At 59.8% G+C, this 16,987-nt stretch carries 15 protein-coding genes; 7 read left to right on the forward strand and 8 right to left on the reverse strand.

Features of this window, described 5'->3' with window-relative positions; translation table 11 throughout:
- Nucleotides 1-68 precede the first annotated feature (68 nt).
- The 3 genes from KW846_RS07290 to KW846_RS07300 all read right to left on the reverse strand — a co-directional run bounded on the left by KW846_RS07290 (nucleotide 69) and on the right by KW846_RS07300 (nucleotide 3,929).
- The gene (locus KW846_RS07290) at nucleotides 69-1,256 is read right to left on the reverse strand and encodes a pyridoxal phosphate-dependent aminotransferase (protein WP_007970956.1); all 1,188 of its coding nucleotides are present in this window, start codon (nucleotides 1,254-1,256) and stop codon (nucleotides 69-71) included.
- 209 nt (nucleotides 1,257-1,465) lie between these two features.
- Nucleotides 1,466-2,608 carry a glycerate kinase gene (locus KW846_RS07295; protein WP_218481791.1) on the reverse strand — a complete coding sequence of 381 codons (1,143 nt, stop codon included), beginning with the start codon at nucleotides 2,606-2,608 and terminating at the stop codon, nucleotides 1,466-1,468.
- 196 nt (nucleotides 2,609-2,804) lie between these two features.
- Nucleotides 2,805-3,929: a sugar diacid recognition domain-containing protein gene (locus KW846_RS07300; protein WP_218481792.1), complete on the reverse strand. Its 1,125-nt coding sequence runs from the start codon at nucleotides 3,927-3,929 to the stop codon at nucleotides 2,805-2,807.
- 170 nt (nucleotides 3,930-4,099) lie between these two features.
- Between KW846_RS07300 and KW846_RS07305 the strand changes: the two genes are divergently transcribed.
- The 3 genes from KW846_RS07305 to rarD all read left to right on the forward strand — a co-directional run bounded on the left by KW846_RS07305 (nucleotide 4,100) and on the right by rarD (nucleotide 7,673).
- Nucleotides 4,100-5,410, forward strand: a complete 1,311-nt coding sequence (locus KW846_RS07305) for an MFS transporter (protein ID WP_218481793.1) — start codon at nucleotides 4,100-4,102, stop codon at nucleotides 5,408-5,410.
- Nucleotides 5,411-5,564: 154 nt separating this feature from the next.
- The gene (locus KW846_RS07310; RefSeq protein ID WP_218481794.1) at nucleotides 5,565-6,578 is read left to right on the forward strand and encodes an aldo/keto reductase; all 1,014 of its coding nucleotides are present in this window, start codon (nucleotides 5,565-5,567) and stop codon (nucleotides 6,576-6,578) included.
- A gap of 213 nt (nucleotides 6,579-6,791) precedes the next feature.
- Entirely contained in the window at nucleotides 6,792-7,673 is an 882-nt protein-coding gene (rarD, locus tag KW846_RS07315) for an EamA family transporter RarD (protein WP_218481795.1), read from the forward strand.
- A gap of 96 nt (nucleotides 7,674-7,769) precedes the next feature.
- Here rarD and hppD read toward each other — a convergent pair whose 3' ends face one another.
- Entirely contained in the window at nucleotides 7,770-8,846 is a 1,077-nt protein-coding gene (gene hppD, locus KW846_RS07320) for a 4-hydroxyphenylpyruvate dioxygenase (protein WP_218481796.1), read from the reverse strand.
- Nucleotides 8,847-9,096: 250 nt separating this feature from the next.
- The gene (locus tag KW846_RS07325) at nucleotides 9,097-10,041 is read right to left on the reverse strand and encodes a DMT family transporter (RefSeq protein ID WP_218481797.1); all 945 of its coding nucleotides are present in this window, start codon (nucleotides 10,039-10,041) and stop codon (nucleotides 9,097-9,099) included.
- A 78-nt stretch (nucleotides 10,042-10,119) separates the two neighbouring features.
- Between KW846_RS07325 and KW846_RS07330 the strand changes: the two genes are divergently transcribed.
- The 3 genes from KW846_RS07330 to KW846_RS07340 all read left to right on the forward strand — a co-directional run bounded on the left by KW846_RS07330 (nucleotide 10,120) and on the right by KW846_RS07340 (nucleotide 13,233).
- The gene (locus KW846_RS07330; protein ID WP_218481799.1) at nucleotides 10,120-10,992 is read left to right on the forward strand and encodes a LysR family transcriptional regulator; all 873 of its coding nucleotides are present in this window, start codon (nucleotides 10,120-10,122) and stop codon (nucleotides 10,990-10,992) included.
- Nucleotides 10,993-11,104: 112 nt separating this feature from the next.
- The gene (locus tag KW846_RS07335) at nucleotides 11,105-12,637 is read left to right on the forward strand and encodes an EAL domain-containing protein (RefSeq protein WP_218481800.1); all 1,533 of its coding nucleotides are present in this window, start codon (nucleotides 11,105-11,107) and stop codon (nucleotides 12,635-12,637) included.
- 233 nt (nucleotides 12,638-12,870) lie between these two features.
- Nucleotides 12,871-13,233, forward strand: a complete 363-nt coding sequence (locus KW846_RS07340) for a histone-like nucleoid-structuring protein, MvaT/MvaU family (RefSeq protein WP_008065377.1) — start codon at nucleotides 12,871-12,873, stop codon at nucleotides 13,231-13,233.
- A 162-nt stretch (nucleotides 13,234-13,395) separates the two neighbouring features.
- Here KW846_RS07340 and KW846_RS07345 read toward each other — a convergent pair whose 3' ends face one another.
- The gene (locus tag KW846_RS07345) at nucleotides 13,396-13,914 is read right to left on the reverse strand and encodes a DUF4946 domain-containing protein (RefSeq protein WP_218481972.1); all 519 of its coding nucleotides are present in this window, start codon (nucleotides 13,912-13,914) and stop codon (nucleotides 13,396-13,398) included.
- A 144-nt stretch (nucleotides 13,915-14,058) separates the two neighbouring features.
- Here KW846_RS07345 and gloA point away from each other — a divergent pair, with 144 nt between their 5' ends.
- The gene (gene gloA / locus KW846_RS07350) at nucleotides 14,059-14,610 is read left to right on the forward strand and encodes a lactoylglutathione lyase (protein ID WP_218481801.1); all 552 of its coding nucleotides are present in this window, start codon (nucleotides 14,059-14,061) and stop codon (nucleotides 14,608-14,610) included.
- A gap of 35 nt (nucleotides 14,611-14,645) precedes the next feature.
- On the opposite strand, the gene ahpF is transcribed toward gloA, so the two are convergent.
- Both ahpF and ahpC read right to left on the reverse strand, forming a co-directional pair.
- Entirely contained in the window at nucleotides 14,646-16,208 is a 1,563-nt protein-coding gene (gene ahpF / locus KW846_RS07355) for an alkyl hydroperoxide reductase subunit F (RefSeq protein ID WP_218481802.1), read from the reverse strand.
- Between the two features lie 139 nt (nucleotides 16,209-16,347).
- Entirely contained in the window at nucleotides 16,348-16,911 is a 564-nt protein-coding gene (gene ahpC / locus KW846_RS07360; RefSeq protein WP_007975937.1) for an alkyl hydroperoxide reductase subunit C, read from the reverse strand.
- Nucleotides 16,912-16,987 lie beyond the last annotated feature (76 nt).

The raw sequence follows: 16,987 nt of genomic DNA on the forward strand, positions 1-16,987 counted from the left end.
ACCCGCTCCCACATCAGGGTGGGAGCGGGCTTGCTCGCGAAGAGGCCGGCACAGGCAACACAAATCCTTCAGGCCCGCCGCACCTCCAGCAAATCTGTTGCACACAAAGCAATCCGCCGGCAGGCATCAGCCAGCTTCATCTGATCCACCACCAGCCCGATGCGGATATGCCCCGCCGCACTCGGCCCGAAAGCTTCACCGGCCAGCACCGACACGCCATAACCTTCCAGCAGTCGCTCGGCGAAGCGCTGGGCCGACAACCCGGTCTGGCGCACATCGACCATCACGAACATTCCGCCGTCCGGGCGTATCGGCTTGAGTCCCGGGCATTGCCCAAGGCTTGCACACACCAGGTCGCGGCGCTGGCGATACTCTTCACGCATCGAGGCCACTTCCGGCAGGTCCCGGTCCAGTGCCAACTGCGCAGCGTTCTGCACGAAATCCGGAATGCCGAACAGCATGCTCAGCGACAAATTGACCAGGTGACCCGCCATGGGTTTGGGCCCGATCACCCAGCCCACCCGCCAACCGCTCATGGCGTGGGACTTGGACAGGCTGTTGATCGTCGCGGTGCGCTCGGCCATGCCCGGCAGACTCGCCGGACTGATGTGCTGGCCTTCGAACAGCAGATCACTGTAGACCTCATCGCTGATCAGCCACAAATCGTGACGAATGCACAGCGCCGCCAGCTCTTGCCAGATGGCCAGTGGCAAACTGGCGCCGGATGGATTGTTCGGACTGTTGAGCAGTATGGCGCGTGTCTTGGGCGTGATCCGCGCCGCGACATCCAGCGGGTCGACGCGAAACCCGTTCTGCGGGCGCACGGGCACCGGGACCACGGTGGCCGCACACGCGCCGATCACACCTTCATAGGTCACGTACATCGGCTCGGCGACAATCACTTCATCGCCCGGGTCGAGCAGGCACTGCGCCACCGAATACACCGCGCACTGCGCCCCCGGAAAGACGATCACATGTTCGCCATCCACCACCTGGCCGCTGCGTTGCCGATGCCGGCGGGCAATGCTGTCGCGCAGCCCTCGACTGCCGCGCACTTCAGGATAGTGCGTATCACCGGCCAACAGGCTGGCGATGGCGGCCTGGACAATGGGTTGCGGCGTATCGAAGTCGGGGTCGCCGATGGACAACAGCAGGACGTCGACGCCCTGTTCGCGCAAGTGCAGCGCTCGATCGTGAATCTGCCAGGCCGCCGCTCCGTCACCGGCGATTCGTTGGGTCAAGGCTGAGTAGCGCATGTCGTTCTCCAGTCGCGCGGGTGCTCCAAGCCTCAACCCTATCTCAAATCACGCAACGCGCCAGCATGGCGTTCAAATCCACCCTCAAAACTGCCATCGGCGCTTTTGTGGCGAGGGAGCTTGCTCCCGCTCGGTTGCGCAGCAACCGCCATTGAATGGGGCCGCTGCGCAGCCCAACGGGAGCAAGCTCCCTCGCCACAGAAAAAACCTCAGTCGCAGCGGACGGCCATCCGCCAGACACGCGCGATGTCGGTCGCCCGCTCACGCAGCAAGCGCGGCGCCTCGGCGCAGGCCTGCTCCAGGGTCATCGGCCCGCTTGCCAGAGCAAACGCAGCGTCGATGCCGTGCTCGTAAAGCGCCTGATACCCCTCGCCCAGCGTGCCGGCGATGACGATGACCGGCACGCCGTGCTGCCCGGCGACACGCGCTACACCGAATGGCGTCTTGCCGCGCAGGGTTTGCGCATCGAAACGCCCTTCGCCGGTGATCACCAGGTCGGCGCCTGCAACCGCCTCCGCCAGGCCCACCAGCTCGCCGACCACCTCGACCCCGGCCTTGAACTGCGCGCCCAGGAACGCCTTGGCGGCAAACCCCAGGCCACCCGCCGCGCCACTCCCCGGTTCGTCGCGAACGTCGTTGCTCAAAGCGGCCGCGCAATGGTCGGCAAAGTGTCCCAGCGCCCGGTCCAGTTGTTCGACCTGCACCGGCGAGGCTCCTTTTTGCGGGCCGAAAATCGCCGAGGCGCCGTGGGGGCCGCACAGGGGGTTATTGACGTCAGCGGCGATGTCGAAGCGTACCTGCGCCAGACGCGGATCGATATCGCTCAGGTCCACGCGGGCCAATTGCGCAAGGGCGAGGCCGCCCGGTGACAGCGTCTGACCTTGAGCGTCCAGCAATTTCACGCCCAAGGCCTGCATGGCACCGGCGCCGCCGTCGTTGGTCGCGCTGCCGCCAATCGCCAGGATCACCCGTTGTGCACCGGCATCCAGTGCGGCACGGATCAATTGCCCGGTGCCGAAAGTACTGCTGATGCACGCGTCGCGCTGCGCCACCGGGACCAACTGCAAACCGCTGGCCTCGGCCATTTCGATGATTGCGGTGTGGCTCTGCGGCAACCAGCCCCAGGCGGCATCCACCATGGCCCCCAGCGGCCCGCGAACCAGGGTGCGACGCAGTTCGCCTTCGCACGCGGCCAGTATCGACTCGACAGTCCCTTCCCCGCCGTCGGCCATCGGGCATTTGATCAGTTGGGCATCAGGCCAGACCTGCGCCAATCCCAAGGCAATGGCATCGGCTACGCCTTGAGCGCTGAGGCTGTCCTTGAACGAGTCGGGGGCGATCACGATTTTCATGGGAATTCTCCAGTTCCAATGCCCACATGCTGCCAGCCGCCATGAACAATAACGCCGGTCCGCTGCACAAGCGGCAAAGAGGATTATTGTTCATTTCCACAAACCGGTATTCACACCGACCCCGTAGGAGCTGCCGCAGGCTGCGATCTTTTGATCTTGCTTTTTACAATCAAAAGATCGCAGCCTGCGGCAGCTCCTACAGGGGGCCTGCTTCGGTTTGCGGGAGGAGCTGGACGCCGAGGTACAACGCGAGCATCCCATCGAGTCGCAGCGGGTCGACGCCGCTGAGCTCGGCAATCCGCTCCATGCGATAACGCAGGCTGTTGCGATGGATGCCCAGCGCATCGGCGCAGGCCTGGCTCTGGCCGTCGTGTTCACACCAACTGCGCAGGGTTGCCAGCAACTGACCATTGCTGTCCTTGGCAATGACCTTGCGCAGCGGGTTGAGCAATTCGTCGAGGGCGTCGTCGTTGCGGTGGCGCCAGAGCATCACCGGCAACCGATAGCGGTTCAGCGTCAACAACCGGGAGCGCGGCAACACTTCGCGCCCGTAGGCCAGCAAGTCACCGACCCGGCGATAACAGCGACGCAACCCCGCCAGCCCATCGGCTTGCCCACCGACGGCAATGCGCAGGATGTTCCAGCCGAGGCCGTCAAGCTTGTCCAGCAAGCGCTCGTTCTCGACCGACTGACTGGCCGGCCGGCACCAGAGCAACGAGGTTTTGGCCGAACTGACGCACCAACTGTCCGGGTGGCGGGTGGTCAACCAGGCACTCAGTGCCTCGACGGTTTGCCCCGCAGCGTGCTCCAGACCCAGTTCGAACAGGTACGGCACCCGGGTCATTTGCGGCTTGAGGCCCAACTGCTGCGCTTCATCGATCAGCCGCGGAGAATCCCCGGCCTCGCTGAGCAGCAGCGCCAGCAGGTCATCGCAGCGCTGGCGCCGCCATTGCTGTTCGGCCTGCTGGTTGCGCTGGCCTACCAGCATCTCGGCGGTCATGCGCACCAGTTCGGCATAGGTGTGCAGTTGCTCGGGTTCGCCGGTGATACCCAATACGCCGATCAGGCGCTGATCGAGCAACAGCGGCAGGTTGATGCCCGGCTGCACGCCCTTGAGATGAATCGCCGTCTGCGCATCGATCTCCACCACGCGGCCGTTGGCCAGGACCAGTTGCGCGCCTTCATGCCGGGTGTTGACCCGCTCCGGTTCGCCGCTGCCCAGGATCAGGCCCTGGCTGTCCATGACGTTGACGTTGTACGGCAGAATGGCCATCGCCCGGTCGACGATGTCCTGGGCCAGGTCGTGATCGAGTTCGAACATGCAAGTGATCCTTGAAGACGGTGATGGAACGGGTTGTTCACCCGCACAGGCCTTGGTTGCAAACCCTGTGCTCAGGCACAAAGACAGCCACCCTGAGGGTGGTCGAGACTCTCCGGGCGATCAACGTTACCCTTTGCATCGCAAAAAATCATAATAAAGAGAGAGCCGCCATGACACAGAGCGCCGTAGCGTCCGAGGCCATCGCTGACGACAAAAACGCCGTCTACAAGCGCATCACCCTGCGTTTGATCCCCTTCATTTTCATCTGCTACCTGTTCAACTACCTCGACCGGGTCAACGTTGGATTTGCCAAACTGCAGATGCTCGACGCGCTGAAGTTCAGCGAAACCGTGTACGGCCTGGGCGCCGGCATCTTCTTTATCGGTTACGTGCTGTGCGGCGTACCCAGCAACCTGGCCTTGACCCGATTCGGCCCGCGGCGCTGGATCGCGCTGATGATGATCACCTGGGGCACGCTGTCGACCTGCCTGCTGTTCGTCACCACGCCCACCGAGTTCTATACCCTGCGCCTGTTCACCGGCGCCGCCGAAGCCGGGTTCTTCCCGGGCGTGGTGCTGTATCTCTCGCAGTGGTTCCCGACCTTCCGCCGTGGCCGCATCATGGCGCTGTTCATGTCGGCGATCCCGGTCTCCGGCCTGCTCGGCAGCCCTTTCTCCGGCTGGATTCTCAACCACTTCGCCGCCGGCCAGGGCGGTCTCGCCGGCTGGCAGTGGATGTTCCTGCTGCAAGGCATTCCGACCGTGATCCTTGGCGCACTGGCTTACTTCCTGCTCAGTGACAGTTACGCCAATGCGAAATGGCTGACCCCGTTCGAGCGTTCGGTCCTGGAAGCCGACCACGCTGAAGACCTGGCCAACAAACCGAAAACCACGACGGATTCGCTGCTGGCGGTGTTCAAGAACCCGGCGATCTGGGCCTTCGGCCTGATCTACTTCTGCATCCAGAGCGGCGTGTACGCGATCAACTTCTGGCTGCCATCGATCATCAAGAACCTGGGTTTCAGCGATAACCTGGTGATCGGCTGGCTCAGTGCGATTCCGTACCTGCTGGCGGCAGTGTTCATGCTGCTCGTCGGCCGTTCGGCGGACCTGCGCAAAGAACGTCGCTGGCATCTGGTGGTGCCGATGCTGATGGGCGCGCTGGGGCTGCTGATCGCGGTGAACTTCGCCGCCAACCCGGCCATCGCGATTCTCGGCCTGACCATCGCCACCATGGGCGCCCTCACCGGCCTGCCGATGTTCTGGCCGGTGCCGACCGCCCTGCTCAGTGCCGGCGCTGCCGCCGGTGGCCTGGCGCTTATCAACTCGATGGGCCAGATGGCCGGCTTCCTCAGCCCGTATCTGGTGGGTTGGGTCAAGGACAGCACTGGTTCGACCGATGCGGCGCTCTACCTGCTGGCGGGGGTGATTGTCTGCGGCAGTCTGCTGGCATTGCGCATGACTCGTACGCTGCGAGTTTAGGGATAGAAGATCAAAAGATCGCAGCCTTCGGCAGCTCCTACATGGATTGTGATAAACCCTGTAGGAGCTGCCGAAGGCTGCGATCTTTTCATTTGCCACACCCGGATTTTCTGGTATCTGATTGAGCCTTTCCCACCGGTAAAAGGATTTGCTCATGAGCTATCGCACACTGGGTCACTCGGGTCTGCAGGTGTCTACGCTGACCCTGGGCACGATGATGTTCGGCGAACAGACCAGTACCGAAGACTCCCTGCGGATCATCGACAAGGCCTGGGACCAGGGCATCAATTTCATCGACACCGCCGACGTCTACACCAACGGCCGTTCCGAGGAAATCGTCGGCGAGGCCATCGCCAGCCGCCGTCATGAATGGGTGCTGGCCACCAAGGTCGGTTTCGGTCCCGTGGACGGTGTTCCCAACCGCAGCGGTCTGAGCCGCAAGCATCTGTTCAACGGTATCGACGCCAGCCTGGCGCGCCTGGGCACCGACTACCTCGACATCTACTACCTGCACCGTGAAGACCACAACACGCCGCTGGACGTCACGGTGTCGGCCATCGGCGACTTGATTCGCCAGGGCAAGATCCGCTATTGGGGCCTGTCCAATTATCGTGGCTGGCGCATCGCCGAAGTGATTCGCGTGGCTGACAAGCTCGGCGTTGACCGGCCGGTGATCAGCCAGCCGCTGTACAACATCGTCAACCGTCAGGCTGAAACCGAGCAGATCACGGCGGCGCAAAACTATGGTCTGGGCGTGGTGCCCTACAGCCCGCTGGCGCGCGGAGTGCTCAGCGGAAAATACGCGCCGGATGTGGAACCGGACGCCAACAGCCGTGCCGGTCGCCAGGACAAACGCATCCTTGAGACTGAATGGCGCGTCGAATCCCTGCGCATCGTCCAGCAGATCCAGCAATACACCCAGGAGCGCGGCGTCGGCATCGTCGAGTTCGCGATTGCCTGGGTGCTGAACAACAGCGCCGTGACCTCGGCGATTGTCGGGCCGCGTACCGAAGCGCAATGGGACGCCTACACTAAGGCGCAGGCTGTGAAGATCACGGTCGAGGACGAGGCGTTCATCGATGCGCTGGTGACACCGGGGCATGCGTCGACACCGGGGTTCAATGATGTGAGCCATTTTGTGTCCGGGCGTAAACCGCGCATTAGCTGACACAACACAAGACAAAATGTGGGAGCGGGCTTGCTCGCGAAGGCTGCTTAACATTCAACATTGATGTTGGCTGGAAAACCGCTTTCGCGAGCAAGTCGAATCGTCGCACCGCCGCTCCCACAATTGGACTGTGTTGATTGATTGGTCAATATTCGGCTCGAAAACCACGTATCCTCCGCACCCCCGTTTCACCTTCAACCTCGCGAGGACAGCTTGTCTAAAGGTATCGCTCTATCGGTTTCAGCCTCGGTGCTGTTTGCCGTCATGTATTACTACACGTCGCTGCTCACCCCCTTGAGCGGCGTGGAAATCTTCGGTTGGCGCATGCTGCTGACTGTGCCGTGCATGACCGTGTTCATGGTGGTGTCCGGCGAGTGGAAGCGCGTGCTGGAGATCGGGCGGCGCGCCAAAGCCGATCCGAAGCTGATTGGCGCGCTGATCGCCTCCTCTGCCCTGCTCGGCGTGCAATTGTGGCTGTTCATGTGGGCGCCGCTGAACGGTTACAGCCTGGATGTATCCCTGGGTTATTTCCTGCTGCCGCTGACCATGGTGTTGACCGGGCGGATCGCCTATGGCGAACGCCTGTCGTACCTGCAAAAGGTCGCCGTGGTGTTCGCCTGCCTGGGCGTGGTCAACGAGGTGTATCAGGTCGGTGGTTTTTCCTGGGCGACCTTGCTGGTCTGCATTGGTTATCCGACTTACTTCGTTCTTCGCAAACGGCTGGCAGCGGACAACCTCGGCGGCTTGTGGCTGGACATGGCGTTGACGCTGCCCGTGGCCTTCTGGTTCGTTCAGAGCGGTGCACAGGGTTTTGGCGTGTTTGACCAGCACCCATGGTTGTCACTGTTGATCCCGTTGCTCGGCGTGATCAGCGCTTCAGCGCTGGTGGTCTACATCATTGCCAGTCGCCTGCTGCCGTTCAGCCTGTTCGGTTTGTTGAGCTACGTCGAACCGGTGTTGCTGCTGGGCGTGGCGCTGCTGCTGGGAGAGAGTATCAAGGCCGGCGAATGGCTGACCTATATCCCGATCTGGATGGCGGTGCTGGTGCTGGTGTTTGAAGGGTTCAAGCATTTGGTGCGACAGCGCAGGCCTTAAAGCAAAAGATCGCAGCCTTCGGCAGCTCTTACAGGGTGTACGTTTTCCCATGTAGGAGCTGCCGAAGGCTGCGATCTTTTGATCCAGAAAACCCGGTCAGTCCGTGGACAACACGCCACGACGAACCTGGTCACGCTCGATGGATTCGAACAGCGCCTTGAAGTTGCCTTCGCCGAAACCGTCGTCACCCTTGCGCTGGATGAACTCGAAGAACACCGGCCCCATCAGGGTTTCCGAGAAGATCTGCAACAGCAGACGCTTGTCGCCCGACTCGGACGAACCGTCCAGCAAGATGCCACGCGCCTGCAGTTGGTCCACCGGCTCGCCGTGGTTCGGCAAACGGCCTTCGAGCATTTCGTAGTAGGTGTCCGGTGGTGCGGTCATGAAGCGCATACCGATGCTCTTCAGGTGATCCCAGGTCTTGAGCAGGTCATCGGACAGGAAGGCAACGTGCTGGATGCCCTCGCCGTTGAACTGCATCAGGAACTCTTCGATCTGCCCGGCGCCCTTGGACGATTCTTCGTTCAACGGGATGCGGATCATGCCATCAGGTGCGGTCATGGCCTTGGAGGTCAGGCCGGTGTATTCGCCCTTGATGTCGAAGTAGCGGATTTCGCGGAAGTTGAACAGCTTCTCGTAGAAGTTGGCCCAGTAGGCCATGCGACCGCGATACACGTTATGGGTCAGGTGATCGATGATCTTCAGGCCGGCACCGACCGGGTGGCGGTCAACGCCTTCGATGAACACGAAGTCGATGTCATAGATCGAACTGCCTTCACCGAAACGGTCGATCAGGTACAGCGGCGCGCCGCCAATGCCTTTGATCGCCGGCAGGTTCAGCTCCATCGGGCCGGTTTCGATATGGATCGGCTGGGCGCCGAGTTCCAGGGCGCGCTTGTAGGCTTTCTGCGAGTCCTTGACGCGGAACGCCATGCCGCACACCGACGGGCCGTGCTCGGCCGCAAAGTACGAGGCGACGCTGTGGGGTTCGTTGTTGAGGATCAGGTTGATCGCGCCCTGACGATACAGGTGCACGTCCTTGGAGCGGTGGGTCGCCACCTTGGTGAAGCCCATGATCTCGAAGATCGGCTCCAGGGTGTTCGGGGTCGGCGATGCGAGCTCGATGAATTCAAAGCCCATCAGGCCCATTGGGTTTTCGTATAAATCTGCCATTGTTGGCGCCTCATCATTTTTTATCAATTAACTAAGGTTAGTTGTAAACAATGCTGAGACCGCTGGGTGGCGCGCAGGAGATGCCCCGCACGCTGCGGGCGAGAAAATCACCGTAGATCAGTTGAAACCCGAATATCTTCATTATCGACCCAAGGCTCTTGCGGGCGAGGCTTCTGCTGCCAGAAGACGATTATTATTGTATGCGTAACCTGATTCTACACAGCGTAAATCGATTTGTCCGCCTTCTGTATCAAATCCCCTTTTTCCTTACCCGCGCAAGGGGTTTGTTGCAGAGGAAAATCCCCGCCAGTATCAGCCCGCCACCCAGGCACATGGCCAGCGTCAACGGCTCATCGAGCAACAGCGCCCCCAGGATCACCGCGGTCAACGGGTTCAAGGCAATGAACACCCCGGATCGCGTCGCACCGATTGTGCGGATGCCATCGTAGTAGCCAATGTACGCCAGCGCCGACCCCAGCACGCCGAGGTACAAAAGGCTCAACCATTGCCGGGCATCCAGTTGGGCGATCGCAGTGACACTCACCTCGCCACGGACGATGCAGGTCATCCAGAGCATGACGGTGCCCAACAGAATCGACCAGGTCACCGTTTGCACCGGTCCCAGGGTCTGGTTCAGCTCTCTGGAGCACAGCGAGTAGACACCCCACCCGAGCACGCAGCCGAAAATCAGCAGATCGCCGAGCCAGGCATCGGTACCAGCGGCCAATAATTGCGGGTTGCGACTGACGATCACCATGCTCGCGCCCGCTATGCAGATCGCTATACCGGTGACTTTTGCCCGGCTCAAACGCTCCTTGAACAGTAGCCAGGAAGCCAGGCCGATCACGGCCGGGTTCAGTGCCACGATCAAGGATGCCCGTGAAGCGTTGATGTAATGCAGGCCATAGAAGAAGCACAGGTTGTAGAAGAAGATCCCGAAAAAGCCAAGCAAGACCAATTGCAGCCATTGCCGGGCGCTGGGCCGGAGCAGCGGTACCCGCGCGATGCGTACAAACAGCAGCAATGCCACGCTGGCCAGTAAAAACCGCAGGCTGGCAGCCAACAGCGGGCTGAGGCCGTCGGCCAGAAAGCGTCCGGCAACGAAGGTGCCGCCCCATACCATGCTGACGCTCGCCAGTTTCAGACAGACCGGCAGATCCGAGGGTTTTGACAGGTTTTGCTCACAGATCGTCATAAGATTCCAGGGTCGGATAGCGGAGAGATGATCTATCATTCGACTAATAGCAAATCATCGTAAAATGAGTAAACACTCATGACCCTCACTCAATTGGAGATTTTCTCCCTCGTGGCCGAACTCCACGGCTTCACGCCAGCGGCCAATCGCCTGGGCATTTCCCAATCGGCGGTGTCCCATGCCTTGAAGTCTTTGGAGCAAGAACTGGGGGTCGAGTTGTTGCGCCGGCATCAAACCCGGGTCGAGCCAAGCGATATTGGCCAGCAATTGCTGCTGCGCGCCCGCGCGATGCTGGGCCTGGCCAACACCCTGCGCCAGGAAGCGGCCGATGCGCGGGGCATGAAACGCGGCACGCTGCGTATCGGCTCGTTCGGGCCGACTTCGTCGATCAAATTGTTGCCGTTGATTCTGCAGCAGTACCGCGCCGCCCATCCCGGCATAGAAGTGCATATCGACGAAGGCCCAGACCGCCAGGTGCTGCAGTGGCTGGAGGAGCGACGGATCGACATCGGCTTTGTGGTGTTGCCCGAGGAGCGCTTCGACACGGTCGCGCTGATCGAAGACCAGATGGTCGCGCTACTGCCCGCCGACCACCCGCTGACGGTTCACGACAGCCTGAGCCTGAAGGACTTGTGCGACGTGCCGTTTGTGCTGACCGAGGCCGGTTCTTCGGAGCTGGTTTCCCGCCTGTTCACCGCGGCCCGACTGACGCCCAACATCCGTTATCGCTGCTCGCAGCTGATGAGCACCCTGGATGTCGTCGCTCGTGGCGACGGGGTGACGGTAGTCGCCGAAGGTTCATTGCCCCATCAATCAGACAGCCGCTATGTGAAAAAACCGCTGTCACCGACGGTGGCGCGCCAGGTCGGCCTGGCGGTACTCGATCGACGCCAGGCATCACCCGCGACGCTGGCCTTTATCAAACTGGCACAAAGCCTCGACCTGTGTTGAGCAGCGTAACCGCCTGGGGCCAACTATCATGGCCATTACCCGAACTCTTTATGGGAGGCGTATTGCCCTGCCAGTGGTTGAGAGCCTTACTTCTTCGTGACGGGATTCGCGAATGCCGCTGAAAGCCAAAACCCGCAGTCGCAGCACGAAAATTGCTGTCACCCTGATCAGCGGATTGCTCCCGGTGCTGCTCGGGGCCATCATTCTTTACATGCAGGCAGGGCGTGCGCTCAAGCAAGACACCGAACAAACCGCCGAGGAAGCGGTTCGTCAGTTCGACTTTATGCTCGACAACGCCGCTCAAGCCGCTCGCGAACTGCTGCCGATGGCCGGCCAAAGTTGCGGCGAGGTCAATCTGGCGCTGCGCGAACAGGTCACCCGCCGCCCATTCGTGCGCTCGACCAGTCTGGTGTGGGATAACAACCTCTATTGCAGTTCGCTGTTCGGCGACTATCAGGAGACGGTCAGCCCCGGCGACTACACTCAGGGCGCTTTGTGGCTCATGAGCGGCAATCCGGTGACGCCCAACGCGTCCTTGCTGGTGTACCGCCTGAGCGAAGGAAAAAAAGGCGCGCTGACGACCCTCTATGGTTATCACTTGGGCAACGTTCTGCGCTTGATCGGCCGCCAGACCTTGCTGGTGCTGCAGGTTGGCCCGCACTGGATGTCCGCCGATGCCAAGGTTCACACAGGTGCCGTGCCTGAACTACCCGTTGCGCAGAGCCGCTTGACTTCCGGACGCTATGCCTTTGCCGTGGAGGCAGGTTTCCCCAAAGGCGAAACCTGGCGATACATGAGCAGCGAGTATCCCCCCCTGTTCAGTCTGCTGATTTTCTTCGGTGTGATTGCCGGGTCAATTGGTCACTTCCTGCAAAAGCGCTCATCGGCCCCCACCCAGGAAATGCAACGGGCACTGGAAGCCGCAGAGTTCATTCCGTATTTTCAGCCCGTGGTGCATGGCGACAGCAAACGTTGGTCCGGTGCTGAAGTGCTGATGCGCTGGAAACATCCGAAGGAAGGCCTGGTGCGTCCGGACCTGTTCATCCCGTTTGCCGAGCACTGCGGACTGATCGTACCGATGACCCGTTCGCTCATGCGACAAACCGCCGCCCTGCTCGCGCCTCAATCCGCCGGATTCAACAAACCCTTTCACATTGGCATCAACATTACCGCCAGCCATTGTCAGGACCTGGACCTGGTCAAGGATTGCCGCGAGTTCCTCGATGCGTTCGAGCCAGGCTCGATCTACCTGATACTGGAACTGACCGAACGCGAACTGATCGAGCCAACGGCGATCACCCTGCAACTGTTCGAGCAACTTCGCGAACTGGGCGTGAAGATCGCCATCGACGATTTCGGCACGGGCCACTCAAGCCTTGGCTACCTGCGGCAGTTCAATGTCGACTTCCTGAAAATAGACCAGAGTTTTGTCGCCATGATCGGCATCGACACCCTCTCCAGCCACATCCTCGACAGCATCATCGACCTGGCCGTCAAACTCGACCTTGCCCTGGTGGCCGAAGGTGTCGAAACCCCTGAGCAGAGTGATTACCTCAGCGCTCGTCAGGTCAACTTCCTGCAGGGTTATCTGTTCGGCAAACCCATGTCCGGGGCGGAATTCATTAGTGCATTAAGCGACCATTAACTCGAAAATTTAATCGATAAAACAACGACCACAGGCATAAATTTGAATCAAAACACTACTGCCGTTACATGAAGAAAAAGACAGGATTTACTCTTGGCCAATTAACTACTACAATTTTTCCTGCCTGCGCTAATTTGGCAGGTGAGCCACTATCACCGAGTCGCTTCAAGGCTCTTGGCTTATAGCTTTGTTTGCGGTTGGTATCAGCCAAACACACTATTGGAGTAAAGATATTGTCCAGACTCGCTGAATTTCGTGCAGCCGAAAAGGCCCTTCAAGAACAGCTCAAGCAGTTGGAATCCCTGAAGAACGATGCCGGGCTCAAGAAAGAAATCGAATTCGAAGAGAAGCTCCAGGGCTTGATGAAAACCTATGGCAAGAGCTTGCGCGATATCATCGCCATTCTCGACCCGAACCCGGCAAAATCCGGCCTGCAGCAAGCAGCACCGAAAACCCGCCGCGCTCGTGTGGTCAAGGTTTATCAGAACCCGCACACCGGCGAGCTGATTGAAACCAAGGGCGGCAATCACCGCGGCCTGAAAGCCTGGAAAGAACAGTACGGTGCAGCCACCGTCGACTCCTGGCTGCGCGGCTAACTCTCGCGGCGACAAAAAAGCCCTGCTTATGCAGGGCTTTTTCATGGGCTCTCTAAATGCCCGCGGCGAGCACAAGTCAACTACCTGCCCCCGACTACTTTGTGCTTAATCCATTTTGATATCTAAAATTTTTTTCATGCATCGAAAAAGCACTGTCGCCAACTAAAGTTTCAAGCTGTTACGGGCTGCGTCTATTTCATCCTGGCTCGCCTTATAAGCCTCGGCCTGCCCTGCGTAGGAAAAAACATAGGCTTTATCGGCATCCACCGCGGCCACCAATGTTTGCGAAAGCACATGCCTGCCGTTTTGCGTGACAGTGCAGGTTGTTTCCAGCGCGGCCAATCGACTCAAGGTAGTCGAATGAATTCGTGTGCAGACACTTTGATACCCACCCTGAAAGAAGTCTTTTTGAACTGATTTGCGCATCTCCAGCAATACGCCTTCGAGGTTTACCTGATGATCGCTTTGCACCGGACTCATGGTTAGCTCCATCACCAGAAGCGGCGATCCATCCTGATCATTTTTCACCGCCCGCTGGCGACTGACCCCCGACGCTGAATCAGGGACGTCTTCGATCTGCCAGCCTTGCGGCCAGGTCACCACTGGCGCATCGGCACCAGCAACGCCCACCAGCGAAAACACGCTCAGCAGGATAAACAGCAGGTTACGGAATCGGATCATTGCAATCGGCACTCACGGATCAAGCCGTAAAGTCTGGGCCCAGGCCGGCTGTCAGGCAATAGCCGACTGTTTGGGTTTGGTGATGTCCGAACCCTTGCGTATCATTGTCACCATTCGTTAGCCCACATATTTCCCGGAGGGCCCATGAGCCTGCACGAATTGAACACCTTCCCCGGCGTCACCGCCCAACCGGACACCGCTACGCAGAAATTTGTCTTCAACCACACCATGCTGCGGGTCAAGGACATCACCAAGTCCCTGGACTTCTACACACGCGTCCTGGGTTTTACCCTGGTGGAAAAACGCGACTTCCCGGAAGCCGAGTTCAGCCTGTATTTCCTGGCGCTGGTCGACAAAAACCAGATCCCGGCCGATACCGCCGCGCGCACCGAGTGGATGAAATCGATCCCTGGCATTCTGGAACTGACCCACAACCATGGCACAGAGAACGACCCGGACTTCGCCTACCACAATGGCAACACCGATCCGCGCGGTTTCGGCCATATCTGCATCTCGGTGCCGGACATCGTCGCCGCCTGCGAGCGCTTTGAAGCGCTGGGCTGCGATTTTCAGAAACGCCTGAGCGATGGCCGCATGAAGAGCCTGGCATTCATCAAGGACCCGGACGCCTACTGGGTCGAGATCATCCAGCCCGCTCCCACATCGGTAATGTGCAAGACACAAAAAACCCCATGATCGCTCATGGGGTTTTATGTTTTCAGCGCCGGGTTTTATGCCGGGGCGGACGTGCGGATCAGGTGATCGAAGGCGCTTAGCGAAGCCTTGGCGCCCTCGCCCACCGCGATCACGATCTGCTTGTACGGCACAGTGGTCACGTCACCGGCGGCGAACACACCCGGCACCGACGTTTCACCGCGCGCATCGACTATGATCTCGCCACGGGGTGACAGCTCGATGGTGCCTTTGAGCCAATCGGTGTTGGGCAGCAAACCGATCTGCACAAAGATCCCTTCCAGCTCCACGCTGCGCACTTCGTCGCTCTGACGATCCTTGTAACGCAGGCCGTTGACCTTCTGACCGTCGCCGGTGACTTCAGTGGTTTGCGCACTGGTGATCACGGTGACATTCGGCAGGCTGTGCAACTTGCGCTGCAACACCGCATCGGCGCGCAACTGAACGTCGAACTCCAGCAGCGTGACGTGGGACACGATACCGGCCAGGTCGATGGCCGCTTCGACGCCGGAGTTACCGCCGCCAATCACTGCCACGCGCTTGCCCTTGAACAGCGGGCCGTCGCAGTGCGGGCAGTACGCCACGCCTTTGTTGCGGTATTCCTGCTCGCCCGGGACACTCATTTCACGCCACCGCGCTCCAGTCGCCAGAATCAAGGTCCTGGCTTTGAGCGTTGCACCGCTGGCGAAGTGAATCTGGTGCAGCTCGCCATTTTTGCCGGGCACCAGTTTGTCGGCACGCTGCAGATTCATGATGTCCACGTCGTACTGCTTGACGTGTTCTTCCAACGCCACGGCCAGTTTCGGCCCTTCGGTTTCCTGAACCGAAATGAAGTTTTCGATGGCCATGGTGTCCAGCACCTGACCACCAAAACGCTCGGCCGCGACACCGGTGCGAATGCCTTTGCGGGCCGCATAGATGGCCGCCGAAGCACCGGCCGGGCCACCGCCGACCACTAATACGTCAAAGGCTTCCTTGGCGCTGATTTTCTCGGCCTGACGCTCAATGCCACTGGTGTCGATCTTGGCGAGGATTTCTTCCAGGCCCATGCGGCCCTGACCAAAGTTCACACCATTGAGGTAGATGCTTGGGACTGCCATGATCTGGCGCTCATCGACTTCAGCCTGGAACAGTGCACCGTCGATAGCGACGTGGCGAATGTTCGGATTGAGCACCGCCATCAGGTTCAGCGCCTGGACCACGTCCGGGCAGTTCTGGCACGACAGCGAGAAGTAAGTCTCGAAGTTGAACTCGCCTTTGAGCGAGCGAATCTGTTCGATCACCTCGACACTGGCCTTGGACGGATGACCGCCGACCTGCAGCAAGGCCAGCACCAGCGAAGTGAATTCATGGCCCATCGGAATGCCGGCAAAACGCAGGCTGATGTCGGCTCCCGGGCGATTGATCGAGAACGATGGCTTGCGTGCATCATCACCGTTGTCGAGCAAAGTAATCTGGGTGGAAAGACTGGCAACGTCTTTCAACAGTTCGAGCATTTCCTGGGATTTCGCACCGTCGTCGAGGGAAGCAACGATCTCGATCGGCTGGGTGACCCGTTCCAGGTACGATTTCAACTGGGCTTTAAGATTGGTGTCCAACATACGGGCGATTTCCTTTTTGCTGTTTCATATAAAGCAGGCATAAAAAAACGCCCGAGCGAATCTCGCCCGGGCGTTTTTATTGGGCGGTGCAGCTTACCGAGTAGGTGCGGAGTTCCGCCCTGATGGAGCGATCACAGACTTAGATCTTGCCGACCAGGTCCAGGGACGGCGCCAGAGTGGCCTCGCCTTCTTTCCACTTGGCAGGGCAAACCTGGCCCGGGTGAGCGGCGACGTACTGGGCTGCCTTGATCTTGCGCAGCAGCTCGGAAGCGTCACGGCCTACACCGCCGTCGTTCAGTTCAACGATCTTGATCTGGCCTTCCGGGTTGATCACGAAGGTGCCACGGTCAGCCAGGCCTGCTTCTTCGATCAGCACGTCGAAGTTGCGGGAGATGGCGTGGGTCGGGTCGCCGATCATGGTGTACTGGATTTTGCCGATGGCTGGCGAAGTGTTGTGCCAGGCAGCGTGGGCAAAGTGGGTGTCGGTGGAAACGCTGTAGATCTCGACGCCCAGCTTCTGGAAGGCGTCGTAGTTGTCAGCCAGGTCTTCCAGCTCGGTCGGGCAGACGAAGGTGAAGTCGGCCGGGTAGAAGAACACGACAGACCACTTGCCTTTCAGGTCAGCGTCCGAGACTTTTACGAAGTCGCCATTCTTGAATGCATCAGCTTTGAACGGTTTAACTTGGCTGTTGATGATAGGCATCGTTGACTCTCCGTCAGGGGTTAAGAAGTTGATGGAGAGAACTTTACCCACTCGACGGACGGTTGGCTCATTGGCA

The organism is Pseudomonas sp. PDM32, from assembly GCF_019219225.1.
GTDB classification, from domain to species: Bacteria; Pseudomonadota; Gammaproteobacteria; order Pseudomonadales; family Pseudomonadaceae; genus Aquipseudomonas; species Aquipseudomonas laurylsulfatiphila.

Bases quoted from the DNA above. Each gene is read 5' to 3' on its own strand.
- KW846_RS07290 (WP_007970956.1), bottom strand. From the start codon at position 1,256: ATGCGCTACTCAGCCTTGACCCAACGAATCGCCGGTGACGGAGCGGCG.
- KW846_RS07295 (WP_218481791.1), bottom strand. From the start codon at position 2,608: ATGAAAATCGTGATCGCCCCCGACTCGTTCAAGGACAGCCTCAGCGCT.
- KW846_RS07300 (WP_218481792.1), bottom strand. From the start codon at position 3,929: ATGTTCGAACTCGATCACGACCTGGCCCAGGACATCGTCGACCGGGCG.
- KW846_RS07305 (WP_218481793.1), top strand. From the start codon at position 4,100: ATGACACAGAGCGCCGTAGCGTCCGAGGCCATCGCTGACGACAAAAAC.
- KW846_RS07310 (WP_218481794.1), top strand. From the start codon at position 5,565: ATGAGCTATCGCACACTGGGTCACTCGGGTCTGCAGGTGTCTACGCTG.
- hppD (WP_218481796.1), bottom strand. From the start codon at position 8,846: ATGGCAGATTTATACGAAAACCCAATGGGCCTGATGGGCTTTGAATTC.
- KW846_RS07325 (WP_218481797.1), bottom strand. From the start codon at position 10,041: ATGACGATCTGTGAGCAAAACCTGTCAAAACCCTCGGATCTGCCGGTC.
- KW846_RS07330 (WP_218481799.1), top strand. From the start codon at position 10,120: ATGACCCTCACTCAATTGGAGATTTTCTCCCTCGTGGCCGAACTCCAC.
- KW846_RS07335 (WP_218481800.1), top strand. From the start codon at position 11,105: ATGCCGCTGAAAGCCAAAACCCGCAGTCGCAGCACGAAAATTGCTGTC.
- KW846_RS07345 (WP_218481972.1), bottom strand. From the start codon at position 13,914: ATGATCCGATTCCGTAACCTGCTGTTTATCCTGCTGAGCGTGTTTTCG.
- gloA (WP_218481801.1), top strand. From the start codon at position 14,059: ATGAGCCTGCACGAATTGAACACCTTCCCCGGCGTCACCGCCCAACCG.
- ahpF (WP_218481802.1), bottom strand. From the start codon at position 16,208: ATGTTGGACACCAATCTTAAAGCCCAGTTGAAATCGTACCTGGAACGG.
- ahpC (WP_007975937.1), bottom strand. From the start codon at position 16,911: ATGCCTATCATCAACAGCCAAGTTAAACCGTTCAAAGCTGATGCATTC.